Origin of the sequence: Flavobacterium sp., assembly GCF_044357305.1 — a bacterium.
Classification (GTDB): Bacteria; Bacteroidota; Bacteroidia; order Flavobacteriales; family Flavobacteriaceae; genus Flavobacterium.
Genome location: NZ_JBIKPS010000008.1, coordinates 15,551 through 30,756, shown reverse-complemented (window position 1 = coordinate 30,756; position 15,206 = coordinate 15,551). Strand labels below are relative to the sequence as shown.

General features: G+C 34.0%; 12 protein-coding genes. 7 read left to right on the top strand and 5 right to left on the bottom strand.

The window, feature by feature from the left end; translation table 11 throughout:
* Positions 1-4: 4 nt before the first annotated feature.
* From ACIQ2J_RS07210 to ACIQ2J_RS07200, 3 genes are all read right to left on the bottom strand, one after another.
* Complete coding sequence (locus tag ACIQ2J_RS07210) at positions 5-1,279, bottom strand: O-antigen translocase (RefSeq protein WP_396168015.1); 1,275 nt, start codon at positions 1,277-1,279, stop codon at positions 5-7.
* Between the two features lie 161 nt (positions 1,280-1,440).
* Positions 1,441-2,559: a DegT/DnrJ/EryC1/StrS family aminotransferase gene (locus ACIQ2J_RS07205; RefSeq protein ID WP_396168013.1), complete on the bottom strand. Its 1,119-nt coding sequence runs from the start codon at positions 2,557-2,559 to the stop codon at positions 1,441-1,443.
* The gene (locus ACIQ2J_RS07200) at positions 2,556-3,566 is read right to left on the bottom strand and encodes a GNAT family N-acetyltransferase (protein ID WP_396168011.1); all 1,011 of its coding nucleotides are present in this window, start codon (positions 3,564-3,566) and stop codon (positions 2,556-2,558) included. Before ACIQ2J_RS07200 ends, ACIQ2J_RS07205 begins: the two co-directional genes overlap by 4 nt.
* 210 nt (positions 3,567-3,776) lie before the next feature.
* On the opposite strand from ACIQ2J_RS07200, the gene ACIQ2J_RS07195 reads away from it, so the two are divergent.
* The 7 genes from ACIQ2J_RS07195 (at position 3,777) to ACIQ2J_RS07165 (ending at position 12,771) form a co-directional block, all read left to right on the top strand.
* Entirely contained in the window at positions 3,777-5,462 is a 1,686-nt protein-coding gene (locus ACIQ2J_RS07195; RefSeq protein WP_396168009.1) for a gliding motility-associated C-terminal domain-containing protein, read from the top strand.
* 53 nt (positions 5,463-5,515) lie between these two features.
* The gene (locus tag ACIQ2J_RS07190; RefSeq protein ID WP_396168007.1) at positions 5,516-6,334 is read left to right on the top strand and encodes a TrmH family RNA methyltransferase; all 819 of its coding nucleotides are present in this window, start codon (positions 5,516-5,518) and stop codon (positions 6,332-6,334) included.
* 12 nt (positions 6,335-6,346) lie between these two features.
* Complete coding sequence (locus ACIQ2J_RS07185; protein WP_396168005.1) at positions 6,347-7,897, top strand: serine hydrolase; 1,551 nt, start codon at positions 6,347-6,349, stop codon at positions 7,895-7,897.
* Positions 7,898-8,111: 214 nt separating this feature from the next.
* Positions 8,112-8,573: an IS200/IS605 family transposase gene (gene tnpA / locus ACIQ2J_RS07180; RefSeq protein ID WP_396168003.1), complete on the top strand. Its 462-nt coding sequence runs from the start codon at positions 8,112-8,114 to the stop codon at positions 8,571-8,573.
* Positions 8,574-8,681: 108 nt separating this feature from the next.
* On the top strand, positions 8,682-10,901 hold the full coding sequence (locus ACIQ2J_RS07175; protein WP_396168001.1) for a RelA/SpoT family protein: 2,220 nt from the start codon (positions 8,682-8,684) through the stop codon (positions 10,899-10,901).
* Between the two features lie 87 nt (positions 10,902-10,988).
* Positions 10,989-11,441, top strand: a complete 453-nt coding sequence (locus ACIQ2J_RS07170) for a Fur family transcriptional regulator (protein ID WP_396167999.1) — start codon at positions 10,989-10,991, stop codon at positions 11,439-11,441.
* Between the two features lie 58 nt (positions 11,442-11,499).
* Positions 11,500-12,771 (top strand): adenylosuccinate synthase, encoded by a 1,272-nt coding sequence (locus ACIQ2J_RS07165; protein WP_396167997.1) that lies wholly within the window; start codon positions 11,500-11,502, stop codon positions 12,769-12,771.
* A 51-nt stretch (positions 12,772-12,822) separates the two neighbouring features.
* On the opposite strand, the gene ACIQ2J_RS07160 is transcribed toward ACIQ2J_RS07165, so the two are convergent.
* Both ACIQ2J_RS07160 and ACIQ2J_RS07155 read right to left on the bottom strand, forming a co-directional pair.
* Entirely contained in the window at positions 12,823-14,220 is a 1,398-nt protein-coding gene (locus ACIQ2J_RS07160; RefSeq protein WP_396168206.1) for an FAD-binding oxidoreductase, read from the bottom strand.
* 59 nt (positions 14,221-14,279) lie between these two features.
* Positions 14,280-15,140 carry a TerC family protein gene (locus ACIQ2J_RS07155; RefSeq protein ID WP_396167995.1) on the bottom strand — a complete coding sequence of 287 codons (861 nt, stop codon included), beginning with the start codon at positions 15,138-15,140 and terminating at the stop codon, positions 14,280-14,282.
* Positions 15,141-15,206: the final 66 nt, after the last annotated feature.

The following is a 15,206-nucleotide window of genomic DNA, read 5'->3' as shown; positions in this document are numbered from 1 at the left end:
TTTTTTAAAATAAACTCTTTCTAAAATAAATGCCCAAAGAAACCAAATAAATACCATAAGTCATGGCGTATGCCATTACAACTCCTTCTATTTGGTATATGGAAATGAAGTAAATGCTACTAAAATATAAAACAGCCAACGAAAATAACTCAAAGAAAATGAAGGCTTTGGTGAGTTTCTTGGCATAAAATTGGTAGCCCAAAATAAAGGAAGCGGCTTTAAAAGTATCTCCAATTAACTGCCAAAAAAACAATTTAGAAACGGGCAAAAACTGTTTGGTAAAAAGTACTTGAACAATAAAATCACGCAGAAAAAAAATGACAATCATTCCAAATATAAAAACAGGTAAAATTCCTTTGTAATATTCCCAAAAGAGCGATTTAGTTTCTTTATTGTCTTTCGCAATTGCCAATTTTGGCAGAAAATAAATCCCTATTAATGAGGTAATAAACAAGAAATAATAGGACGATATTCTAGTCATTGCTTCCCAAAAACCAGCTTGTTCGATGCCTAAATTTAAGATGATATTTTTTCGAATAGCTAATAAAACCATCGGACCAAATACTGCCGAAACCAATGCCATCAAGGAATAAGATGATAAACTTTTTAGAAAACAAAGGTTATAAAATTTTGAATGTACTGCTTTGAAAATTGCGATTTCTTTATTTATCGATAAAAAGGAAACCAAAAACATTAAAGAAGGCGTTAGAATAATAGCCAACAAAGCACCCTCCGTTTTTAATTTTAAAATTAATAGTACCGAAACCACTAAGCCAATACAACTCCCGATACTATTAATTAAAATTACTTTTTTATATTCTCCTAGCCCATTAATCGTTGCTATTAGAAAGATATTTCCAATATAAAACGGAAGTGCAATTGCCAAGGCTTTAAACACGAAGGCATATTGGTAGTTGGTTCCAAAAATAGAGCTATTGAAATAATCGGAAAATAAAAATAATCCTAAACTCAAAACTCCACCTACTACGAGAACCGATAGAAATATAGTGGACAAGGTTTGCTTGAGTTTTTCTTCTTCCTGCTTATGTTCAGCAACATATTTTACCACGCCATTTTCAAATCCTAAGGTGGCAAATGCTTCAGTTGTGGTAAGAAAGTTGCGTAAATTTCCTACTAACGCCATTCCGCTAGGTCCAACAAAAACAGCAATAACTTTGGAAGTGATAAAACCAATAGCCACTTTGAGCAAAATACTAATTCCGTTCAAAGAAATTGCTTTGAATAAGGGTTTGGATAGTATTTCTTTGATAAATTTCATGAATTTAATTTGCTAACTATTTCGAACCACATAGGCTCATAGATTTTATTATTAGATATTGCAGTCGCTTTGCTTAATATAGTTTTGCATAGCCTTATGTATAAAATTTATTTTCTTTTTTCTTTCAATCCTTTGAAACTATGTGACTATTTGGTTTAAAATTAATAATTATTTAAAATTTTAATAACAAAATCAACCTCATCGATAGTCATTACAGGACTTATAGGCAAACTCAGTACTTCCTTATGTATCTTTTCAGTAATTGGAAATGAGTGAGAGTTCCATTCGGCGAAAGCCCTTTGTTTATGAGGAGGAATCGGATAATGAATCATTGTTTCGATTCCGTTTTGGAGTAAATACTCTTGTAATCCATCTCTATTTTCGGTTCGAATAACAAACAAATGAAACACATGGGATTGCTCTGAAATTGGCAACACTATTTTATCGTTTTTAATTTCCGATAAATAACGTTTCGCAATTTCTTTTCGTTTATCATTATCGGCATCCAAATGAGGTAATTTCACATTCAAGAAAGCCGCTTGCAATTCGTCCAAACGAGAATTAATTCCAATATATTCGTTGTGGTATTTCTTATCCGAGCCATAATTCCGCAACGAATGAATAACCTTTGCCAAAGCAGTGTCATTAGTAGTAACAGCACCTGCATCGCCAATAGCACCTAAGTTTTTTCCTGGATAAAAACTAAAAGCCGCTGCATGAGATAAATTTCCTGCTTGCCTCTCTGCAAACTGAGCACTGAACACGGAGCACTGAGTACTTGCCCCATGTGCTTGAGCCGCATCTTCAACAACCAATAAATCATGTTGTTCTGCTAGATTGTTGATGGCTTCCATTTCGGCTAATTGCCCGTATAAATGAACGGCTAAAATGGCTTTGGTTTTGGGAGTTATTTTTGCAGAAATTAAATCGGGATTGATGTTATAGGTTTCCAATCTTGGTTCAACCAAAACTGGAACTAAATCGGCTTGCAAGATTGCTAAAATAGTAGCGATATACGTATTGGCAGGAACGAGAACTTCGTCTCCTTTTTGGAGTTTCCCTAACTGAATATATCCTTTAAAAATTAAAACCAAAGCATCCAAACCGTTGCCAACGCCAATGCAATGTTTGGCGCCGCAATAGTTGGCGAAATTTCTTTCAAATGACTGAACCTCATCGCCAAGAATAAACCAACCATTATCTAAAACCAAATTCAATTTTTCTTGAAATTGCTCTTGATAAACGGCATTAATTTTCTGTAAATCGAGAAATTTTATCATATTAAAACTGTTTCTAATACCGAATAATTTTTAGTTGCCACTTCATAAAAGTTTTGAACAACAGTTTTAGCCCCAAAGCTTTCTTTCCAAAATAATAATCCTTTATTTATTTTAGTACCTTGTGATTCGTTAGAGATTCCAAAATCGAAAAAGTTTTTATCGTTATAAACTTCCGTAATTAAATAATGGTACAAATAATCTAAACTACCCAACTCATTTTTATCGGAATTTCCAGAAATATATTGTGGATGTGCTACGTTATTGGTGGAAAAAACGGTTGTTCCTGCAACAATTTTTTCGTTGTGATACACATTAAAATGACGAATATTGCTTGGGAATTTTTGTTGTAATTCTATTATTTCTTCAACAGTATGAACCGGTTTTACCTGGTGCTTTGTATTCAAATTTGGAATCAATATTTCATTCCAAAACAAATCAAAGTTTAATTCTTCTTTAATAATTAAGCAGTTTTTTTCACCTCGTCGAATACTTTCTTTTCTGGTTTTCGAAATAAAATAAGGCTTAGTAAGATCTATTACTGAAAGAGAATCCCTTCTATTTAATTTAGCTTTAACTATAAATAAACAATATTCTAATTCATCCGAAAAATAATCCAAATAAAAATTAGGCATTGTTTTAACTATCAATTTATCAATGGAATTTTCATTTAAAAACTGTAAGACACTTTTAAAAATTGAAATAAAAGAGCTTAATTTAGCTTTTTGATTTAAAACCAATCCCCCATAAGTCAAGCCTAGGTGTGAATATACCGTATCTCCTACTCTATTGGCAGGCAAAACCGCTACTACTTTTTCGCCATCCAAAACTAGTAAAGAATAATCTTCAAAACGATCGGAATGGTATTCCATAAAATCTCTATGAAATAAAAAGGTAGCATTTTTTGCAACACTAATAAAAGTGTTCCAAAGAGAAAAATCTTGCGGTTGGTATAATCTAACTTGGTACTGTTTCACGGGATGTTCTAAAAACTTTGGAAAATTACACATTTATTTGATAGCATTTCCAAATTCAAATGTAGTAATATAAAAATAATTGTTTAATTTAGTCATTTCAAATAAATTAATGTTGTGAGATTAAAGATTCGGTTTCTGTTTTTTTGGATAATTATCCTATTTTCTTGCACAACTTTTGGGCAAAATGTATCCTTGTACAATCAATATAATGGCAGGTTCGATTTTACTTTCATTGGAAATACGATGAATTTAGGCGAAAACAACATTACGGAAGGATGCGAAGATTTACTAGTAACGTCTTCCTCTGCAAATGTAAATTTAAATTCGACTCAAATTATTCAAAACGCTTATTTGTATTGGGCTGGATCTGGCTTAGGTGATTTTAATGTGGAACTTAATAGTGTTGACATCACTGCACAACGTACTTTTTCTAATATTTCAGGATCTTCAGGGTTGCCTTACTTTAGTGCTTTTGCAGATGTTACTTCGCAAATCATCAGTAACGGAAATGGCACCTATACCCTATCCGATTTAGACCTCTCACAAACTTTAATTGATGAATCTGGTTATTGTAACAATAGAACCAACTTTGCGGGATGGGCAATGATTATCGTATATAAAGATACTACATTACCATTAAACCAAATAAATATTTATGACGGATTGCAAAGCATTCCGAGTGCTCTAAATATTACTTTAAATAGTTTGAATGTAATTGACAACAATAATGCTCAAATAGGTTTTATAGCTTGGGAAGGAGATAAAAATCTTGCTGTTGGAGAAACTTTAAAAATTAATGGAAACACTTTAAGCAATCCACCGTTAAACCCGGCTAATAATGCATTTAATGGCACCAATAGCATTACTGGTAGTGACACTCTTTACAATATGGATTTGGATATTTATAACATTCAAAATAACATTGCTATTGGAGATACCTCAGCGCAAATTCAACTTACTTCTGGACAAGATGTAGTGCTTATTAATGCCATAGTTACTAAACTTAATAGCCAATTACCCGATGCTAGCATTGTAATAAATTCAAATATTCAAGACTGTGGTTCCAAAAAAATAATGGTTAATTATACGGTTTCCAATTCCAATTGTACCACTTCACTTCCAGCTGGGACTCCAATTGCTATTTATGCCAATGGGCAACTAATTGGGCAAACACAAACTACTACTATTATTCCTATAAACGGAACCGAAACCGGACAACTGCTTATTACACTTCCTGTGGGATTTCCAAACGATTTCAACATAATTATTGTTGTAGACGATACTGGAAACGGAAATGGAATAGTACAAGAAATTCTAGAAAATAACAACCAATTTAGCGCTGCTTTTTCGCTAGGATTTGCTCCAACCTTCCATATTCTCGAAACTAAATTCACTTGTAACAAAGGGCTAACCAAAGGAACATTCAATTTTTTCGATTATTCTACTTCGGTACTCACTAATTCTTCCGATACTTTTGTAGGTTTTTATGAATCTCTAGCAGATGCTACCTCAGCAACCAATGCCATTAGTAATCCAACCAATTATACTGCAGATGCCACTCCCAAAGAAATTTTTATCCGAATAGAAAACCAACATTGTTTTGCAATTACTTCTTTTTTATTGCAAACTAAAAACTGTCCTCCTACCGTTTACAACTATGTTTCTAACAATAATGATGGATCTAACGACAGTTTTTTTATTGATGGTTTGCGGAATGTTTTTATGAATTTCGAATTAGAAATATACAATCGTTGGGGAACATTAATTTGGACCGGAAATAATAATACTCCAGATTGGGACGGAGTTGCCACCAATGGTTTGCGATTGGATAGTTCCAATGTACCCGAAGGCACTTATTTTTATATTCTCAATTTAAACGATGCGGATTTTCCCAATCCGCTAATTGGTTGGTTGTATTTTAGAAAGTAAATTGGATATTTTAAAAATCTCAGTAACTTCGCCATCTAAATTTAAACTATTCTTTGAAACAAATTACTTCCATACAAAACCCATTTATAAAAACATTGCTTCAATTGCAAGAAAAAGCGAAAGCTCGCAAGCAATCAGGCAATTTTATAATTGAAGGAAAACGCGAAATTGAATTGGCTTTAAAAGGAAATTATGCACTTGAAACCATTCTATTCCTTCCGGAATTGATTTCTGAAAAGGAAATTAATACTCTTTTTAATAACATAAATGTAATAGTTAATGTCAAAGCAGAACTAATCGAAATCAATAAAGAAGTCTACCAAAAACTAGCTTATCGCGATACTACCGAAGGAATTATTGCTGTAGCAAAATCGAAATCATTAGCATTATCGGATTTAAAATTACCTGAAAATCCGTTGATTTTAATTTTGGAATCTATTGAAAAACCAGGGAATATTGGCGCAATGCTTCGTACTTGTGATGCTGCCAACATAGATGCCGTAATTCTGGCCAATCCGAAAACTGATTTATACAACCCAAATCTTATTCGCTCCAGTGTGGGATGTCTTTTCACTAATCAAATTGCCTCTGGATCCACCGAAGAAGTGATTCAGTTTTTGAAAAATAAAAAAATAGCCATTTACAGTGCTACTTTACAGAATTCGAATTCCTACCATACCCAAAATTATACCTCGCCAACAGCAATTGCAGTAGGAACCGAAGCAACGGGACTTTCCCAACCTTGGCGCGATAATGCCACACAAAATATAATCATTCCAATGCAAGGCCAAATTGATTCGATGAATGTATCGGTTGCCGCAGCAATTTTATTATTTGAAGCCAAAAGACAACGCGGTTTTGATGCTTTATAAACTCCCCAAATTATGAACTATAAATTACTATTTGCTTTACTAATAACTACTCTTACTGTAAATGCACAAATTACAGAAAACCAACTAGATGATGTGGTACAACGCACCATGAAAACCTTTAATGTTCCTGGCATAGCCGTTGCAATTATAAAAGACGGCAAAGTGATTATCTCTAAAGGTTACGGGGTTTCCAATATTAAAACCCAACAAAAAGTAGATGGCAACACTCTTTTCGGAATTGCTTCCAATAGCAAAGCCTTTACATCAGCAGCATTGGCAATGCTTGTAGACGAAAAGAAAATCAATTGGGATGACAAGGTAATTCAATACATTCCGGAATTTAAAATGTATAACGATTACGTTACCAACGAATTTACCATTAGGGATTTACTAACCCACCGAAGTGGACTTGGATTGGGTGCTGGCGATTTAATGATATGGCCTGACGGACATAATTTCACACCGAAAGACATCATAAAAAACATCCATTTTCTGAAACCCGTATCTTCATTTAGAACCAAATACGATTACGACAACCTATTGTATGTAATTGCTGGCGAAGTTATTGAACGTGTTTCGGGTAAAACTTGGTGTGATTTTATAGATTCCCGAATTTTGAAACCATTGCAAATGGACCATAGTGCTGCGTCATGGCGTTTTTTAAAAGATACCACCAACACAATTGTACCGCACGTTCCAACTTACGGAAAATTGGAAGTAATAAAACGATATACCAATCCTATTTTTGATGCCGCTGCCGGAATTTACACCAGCACCAACGATTTAAGCAAATGGGTAATTGCCCAATTGAACCACGGAAAATATGGAACAAACAATGAAAACCGTTTATTTAGTGAAGCAGTTCAAAAAGACATGTGGACCCCACAAACGATATTGCTGTTAAATAATATGAAGCCGTATAGTTGTAACTTCAAAGCCTATGGTTTAGGATGGCAATTGACCGATATTAACGGACATTTACAGGTTTCCCACACAGGTGGTTTGGACGGAATTGTAACCCAAACCATCATGATTCCCGATCTACAACTAGGAATTATAGTGCTAACCAACCAACAATCGGGTGCTGCATTTAATGCTATCTCCAACACTATCAAGGATAGTTATTTGGGATTGCATTTCCCAGATCATGTGGTAACGCTTAGTTCAGGGAGAAAACAAGTTGAAGAAAATGCCGATAAAATTACCGACGAAGTTTGGGCTAAAGTAAACCAAAACATCGCATCGAACATTCAATTGGAACCAAAAAAAATCACCGGAATTTACCAAGACAATTGGTTTGGAAAAATTAGCATTCGCCAAACTAAAGGCACTTTACGTTTCCAATCGGAACGTTCTCCGAGACTTACGGGTTCTATATTTTATTATAAAGACAATACCTATGCAGTTAAATGGGATAACCGAAGTCTTAATGCCGATGCTTTCATTCATTTGGATATAGATTCTAATGGTATTGCTACTCATTTTAAAATGGAAGCCATATCACCGCTTACCGATTTTAGTTTTGACTTTCAAGATTTAGATTTTGCAAAAGATTTGGAGTAAACGACTGTACTAAGTTTTGGACTGAAGTCCAAACTTACAATATAATCCGAGCCTACGGCTCTAACACGGTACTTCAAAGTTCCCTAGGAACGATTCATTTTGCAGCAATGGATTTGAATCCGTTGCGATAATATATAATTAAAATAAAATTTTGTAATAATCAAAAATTTTGTAAATTTAGTATAGAGATATTAAAATTTTAAAAACACCGATTATGGCAAACACCTATCACCAAATGTATATTCAAGCAGTTTTTGCTGTGAAATATCGAAAAGCAGTTCTTCACAAAGATTGGAGAAAAGATGTTTTTGCAGTAATTGGAAATCTAATAAATGAAACTGGTTGCAAAACAATAATTGTGAATGGTGTAGAAGATCATGTACATTGTTTCTTAGGTTTGAAACCAACCGTTTCCATTTCAGAATTAATGAAAACGGTAAAAGCAAAATCGTCAAAATACATTAATGATAATAATTTTTTGTTAGATCGATTTGAATGGCAAGTAGGATATGGAGCATTTTCCTATAGCCATTCGCATATAAATAGGGTTTTCAAATACATTGAAAATCAAGAAGAACACCATAGGAAAAAAAGTTTTAAAGAGGAATATCTTAAATATCTCGATGAATACAAAATCCCTTTTGAGGAACGATATGTTTTTGAAGATTTAATTTAATTAAGAAATTATATTACAAATAGTACAAGTACAATTATTAAAAAAAACACCTTTTTTTAACCTGATTCCAATATTTATTTCTACTTTTATCTAATTGAAGAATCTACCATGATTGAGATAAATTTAGAGGAAGAAAAAAAAGCACTTACAAGAGAATACAAAGAACTTTTACGCATTAGTTATCAAACACTTACAGCCGAAGACAAGAAATTAATTCGGAAAGCATTTGATGTAGCCGTAGATGCGCACAAAGACCAAAGAAGAAAATCGGGGGAAGCTTATATCTTTCACCCAATTGGTGTGGCTAAAATTGTAGCTTCCGAAATTGGTTTAGGTCCAACAGCCATTGCTGCAGCTTTATTGCACGATGTAGTAGAAGATACTCCCATAACTATTGAAGATATTGAAAAGCAATTTAATTCTAAAATTGCCCAATTGGTAGAAGGTTTAACCAAAATTTCTCAGGTTAAAAAAGACATGAACATCTCGATGCAAGCGGAAAATTTCCGTAAAATGCTATTGACACTTAACGATGATGTTCGGGTGATTTTGATAAAAATAGCCGATCGTTTGCACAATATGCAAACCATGGATTCCATGCCCGACTACAAGCAAGTTAAGATTGCATCCGAAACTCTATACATTTATGCTCCTCTTGCTCATCGTCTTGGGCTTTATAATATCAAAACCAAACTAGAAGATTTAGGGTTAAAATATACCGAACCAGCAATTTACAATGATATTGTAAGTAAAATTAAAGAAACCAAAGAAGAACAAGACGAATATATTAAATTGGTTTCGGATGTACTTAAAAAAACACTTAACGAAGAAGGAATTGATTATATCATAAAAGGAAGACCAAAATCCATCTATTCTATTCGAAGAAAAATGCAAGCGCAAAATGTTACTTTTGATGAAGTTTACGATAAGTTTGCCCTACGAATCATTTACAAATCCAATCCTCACGATGAGAAATTTTTGGCTTGGAAAATATATTCTATAGTTACCGATCATTACAGACCAAGCCCAAGCAGATTAAGAGATTGGATATCCTCTCCTAAATCTACTGGATACGAAGCCCTACATATCACTGTTATGGGACCAAAAGGAAGATGGGTAGAAATTCAGGTACGTAGTGAACGTATGGATGAAATTGCCGAAAAAGGCTATGCTGCCCATTACAAATACAAACAAGGAGCTGCAGAAGAAAATGGTTTGGATGTTTGGCTAAATCTGTTAAAAGAAGCCTTAGAAAACTCCGAAACCAATGCAGTAGATTTTGTGGAGGATTTCAAAATGAATTTATACGCCAAAGAAATCTTTGTATTTACACCCAAAGGAGAAATAAAATCATTGCCTAAAGGTGCTACCTCTTTAGATTTTGCCTTTAGCATCCACTCTGAAATCGGAATCAAAACTCGTGGAACCCGTGTAAACGGAAAACTAGTTCAACTCAACCACGAATTAAAAAGTGGCGATCAAATTGAAGTAATTACCTCTCCCAACCAAAAACCAACCATCAACTGGTTGGATTATGTAACAACTTCTCGCGCCAAAAATAAAATTAGAAATGTACTTAATGAGGACACCAAAAAAATAGCAGAAGAAGGTAAAGAATTACTAACCCGAAAATTAAAACACCTAAAAATCCTTTTAAGTGAAGCGGTGATTAATGAATTGGTAAATTTCTTCAAACTTAAAACCAGTTTAGATTTATTTTATCGCGTTGGAATTGGCGCTATAGAAAACCAACAATTAAAAGATTATGCAGCCCAAAAAAGCAACACGCTAATCAACTTCTTCAAAAATAAAATAAAACGTTCTCCAAGTTCTACGAACGAAGATATTCACAAACAAGAATTAAGTAGCAATTACGACTTACTTGTTTTTGGTAAAGAACAAGACCGTTTAGATTACAAACTTTCGGCATGTTGCAACCCAATTCCAGGAGATGATGTTTTTGGATTTGTAACTATTAACGAAGGAATTAAAATCCATAAAAAAGACTGTCCGAATGCAATTGCCATGCAGTCTAACTATGCTTATAGAATTATGCAAGCCAAATGGATAGACTCTTCCCAACAAGAATTTAAAGCCATTTTAAAAATAACAGGAATGGATACCCTAGGTTTGACCAACGAACTTACTAAAGTAATATCTAATCAAATGCACGTAAATATCCAAAGCATCTCATTGAGTGGGGATGCCGGTATTTTTAATGGGCAAGTTACGGTAGTAGTACAAAACAATACTTTCTTGAAAAAATTAATGGACAACATTAAAAAAATTGATGGAATTGAAAAAGTATCCAGAGTATATAAAAACTAAATTATTGAGACTTTTATTAACAAGTAGTTTATAACTTTAAACGCTTAAATTTCAATTCTTCTAAACTAAAAATTATCTTTGCCTGATATGACACTAATTGCCACCGATAATAGCAAAAATCAAGAAATTGTAAAAAATGTTTTTACAACTTATCTCGAAAATAAAGGCCACCGAAAAACTCCGGAACGCTATGCTATCCTTCAAGAAATTTACGACAATCAAGAACATTTTGATATTGAAAATTTATACATCAAAATGAAAAACAAAAACTATCGTGTAAGCAGGGCAACACTTTATAATACCATCGAATTATTGCTAGACTGTGGATTGGTTCGTAAACACCAATTTGGGCAAAATCAAGCCCATTATGAAAAATCGTATTTTGATAAACAGCACGACCATATTATTATGACCGATACTGGCGAAGTTATTGAGTTTTGCGATCCAAGAATTCAAACGATTAAACAAACAATCGAAGATATTTTTGGCATCGAAATAACCAACCACTCATTATATTTTTATGCCAATAAAAAAGAATAATTGGTTTAGTTTACAAAAAACCAAAACAGATTAACTACAACTATAAACACACAACACAATGACCGTAGATTTACTACTCGGATTACAATGGGGCGACGAAGGAAAAGGGAAAATCGTAGATGTTTTAACTTCTAAATACGATATTATTGCTCGTTTTCAAGGAGGTCCAAATGCAGGACATACTCTTGAATTTGACGGAATCAAACACGTTTTAAGAACTATTCCTTCGGGAATTTTTCACGATAATAATATCAATGTAATTGGTAATGGTGTTGTGATTGACCCGGTAGTTTTTAAAAGTGAAATTGATGGTTTGGCAAAATTTAATTTAGATATAAAATCCAAATTAATCATTTCAAGAAAAGCCCATTTAATCCTTCCTACCCATAGATTATTGGATGCCGCATCAGAAGCATCTAAAGGGAAAGCAAAAATTGGTTCAACTTTAAAAGGAATTGGACCAACTTATATGGATAAAACCGGAAGAAACGGAATTCGTGTTGGCGATATTGAATTAGCAGATTTTAAAGACCGTTATAGAGCATTGGCAGACAAGCACGAAGCCATGATTGCTTTTTACAATGTAGACATTCAATATAATTTAGCCGAATTGGAAGCTGAATTCTTTGATGCTATTGAAAATTTGAAAAAATTGACCTTTATAGATAGTGAAGAATATTTGGCACAAGCCCAAAAAGCTGGAAAATCTATTCTTTGTGAAGGCGCACAAGGTTCCTTATTGGATGTTGATTTCGGAACTTATCCATTTGTAACTTCTTCTACCACTACAGCTGCCGGTGCATGCACTGGTTTAGGAATTGCTCCAAATAAAATAAAAGAAGTTTACGGAATTTTTAAAGCTTACACTACTCGTGTAGGTTCAGGACCTTTTCCTACTGAAGATTTTACCGAAGCTGGAGATGTTATGGCAAGCGTTGGAAACGAATTTGGTTCCGTTACCGGAAGAAAAAGACGTTGTGGTTGGTTGGATTTAGTAGCGCTAAAATATGCTATTCAAGTTAATGGCGTAACCCAATTGATGATGATGAAAGGCGATGTGCTTTCGGGGTTTGAAACCTTAAAAGTAGGCACTTCTTACAATTATAAAGGAGACGTTATCCAACATTTACCTTACAATATTGAAGAAGAAAATGTAACTCCAATTTATACTGAATTTAAAGGTTGGAAAGCCGATTTAACAGGAATGACAACTTACGAAGAACTTCCTAAAGAATTAAAAGACTATATCGAATTCATCGAAAAAGAGGTTGAAGTTCCTATTAAAATTGTTTCGGTAGGACCAGACAGAAAACAAACTATTACAAGATAAAAAATGAGGTCGGTATTTAATAAATACCGACCTCAAAAATTTTATTTTAGATTATAAATTATCCGGGAAAATTTTTCCTGGATTCAATATATTATTCGGATCAAAAACATGTTTAATACGTTCCATCAATTCCAGATGCACTTTGGAAAATGCAATGTCCATAAAATTTTTCTGAACAAAACCAATTCCGTGTTCTCCTGAAAGGGTTCCCTTTAAAGATACCGTTAATTCAAATATTTCACGAATACCCTTAGGCACTTCAATTTGCCAATTAGCATCCGTCATTTCTCCTTTAATGATGTTTACATGCAAATTCCCATCGCCTGCATGTCCATAACACACCGATTTGAAACCATATTTTTTTCCGATAGATTTAATTCCTCTTAACAGTTCTGGTAATACATATCTTGGAACTACAGTATCTTCTTCTTTATAAATTGAATTGGACTTTACAGCTTCCGCAACCGAACGTCGCATTTTCCATAAGGCATTTTTTTGATCTTCGGTATCGGCAAAAAGAACTTCATCTATTTCAAATTGCTCTACCACTCCCATTATTTTTTCGGCTTCTTGCATAAGAATATCCGGATAATTCCCATCTACTTCAACAAGCAAATGCGCTTGAACATTGTCATTAACATTGATGCTGATAGTATCATTGTACTTCAGGGTCCAATCAATGGCATCACGCTCCATAAACTCCAAAGCACTTGGTACAACACCTGCTCTAAAAATAGCCGATACCGCTTCGCAAGCTTGACCTGCATTGTAAAACGGAACTAACATTAAAACGTTGTGGGTGTTTTTAGGCAATAATTTCAAAACTACTTTAGTGATTACGCCCAAAGTTCCTTCGCTGCCAACCATTAATTGGGTAAAATTATATCCTGTAGAATTTTTTAAGGTATTGGCACCTGTCCAAATTATTTCACCACTAGGCAAAACTACTTCTAAATTCAAAACATAATCTTTAGTAACGCCATATTTTACAGCACGAGCACCACCAGAATTTTCAGCTACATTCCCTCCTATCCAACAACTGCCTTGACTGCTAGGATCTACGGGATAAAACAAACCTTTTTCAGCAACTGCTTCGCGTAGTACTTGCGTAATTACTGCAGGTTCTACAATAACTTGAAGATTTTGTTCGTCAATGTGTAAAATTTTATTCAAACGTTCCAATGACAAACCAATACCTTCATGAATACACAAGGCACCACCACTTAAACCAGTTCGTGCACCTATTGGTGTTGTTGGAATTTTATATTCATTCGCAATTTTTAATATTGCAGAAATCTCCTCGGCATTAGCAGGTTTTACAACAACACTTGGAGGAAAAACAAAGTTCTCGGTTTCATCATGACCGTAGTGATTTCGGGTTTCTAGGTCTATAAAAACGTAAGAAGAACCAACTACAGCGGTAAGTTTTTGAAGGATTTCGGGATGCATTTGTATCATAACTATTAGTAAGAAGTAAAAATAGACTTGTTTATACTATACGAATATTTCTAATCAATAATATCAGCGTCTTTTAGTTTCTCATCCTTTATTTCGCTGTTGTGTAACTTGACAGGTTTTGTGTTTTTACGCATTTTTATATTCAAAAATTCTACAAATAACGAGAAGAAAATGGCAAAATATAAATAACCTTTTGGGATACTGGAAACTTCTACATCCTTGCCAAAACGGAAGTGTGCCAGATGCGAACCTTCGGCAAGCAACATCACTCCGATTAGGATTAGGAAGGAAAGACCAAGTATTTGGATGGTTGGGTGTTCGTTTACGAATTTAGAAACGGGGCCAGCGAAAATCATCATGATTCCGATGGAAATAACGATGGATAAAATCATGATTTCAATAGCGCCATCAGGACCAAAACCGCCTTGAGCAGGGCTTTTCATGCTGATCATTCCGATTGCTGTTAAGATACTGTCAAAAGAAAATACGATGTTTAATAGTGCAATTTGAAAAATGGCTCCTGTTAATCCAGATGCCGATTTGCCTTTGGTGCCTTCTTCTTCACCTTCCATTTTGTGGTGGATTTCGGAAACAGATTTATATAAAAGAAATAATCCACCACCAAAAATTATTAGGCTTTGTCCGGTTACATGGGCTTCGAAAAAACCAAAGTCAAGGTGAAATAGGGTTTCTTGTAAGCTTAAAACCCAGGTTATACCAAATAATAAAATAATACGGAAAGCCATTGCAAGTGTTAATCCTATTCTTCGGGCTTTAGGCTGATCCTTTGCGGGAAGTTTGCCAGAGACTATAGAGAGGAAGACAATATTGTCAATTCCTAAAATGATTTCTAAAAAGGTTAGTGTTAATAGTGCTACCCAAGCATTTGGATTGGAAATTAATTCGGTCATTAGATTGAATATTTATATTCTATTTTGAACACGCAATGTAGTAATAGTTTTATTGGCAGACAAGAA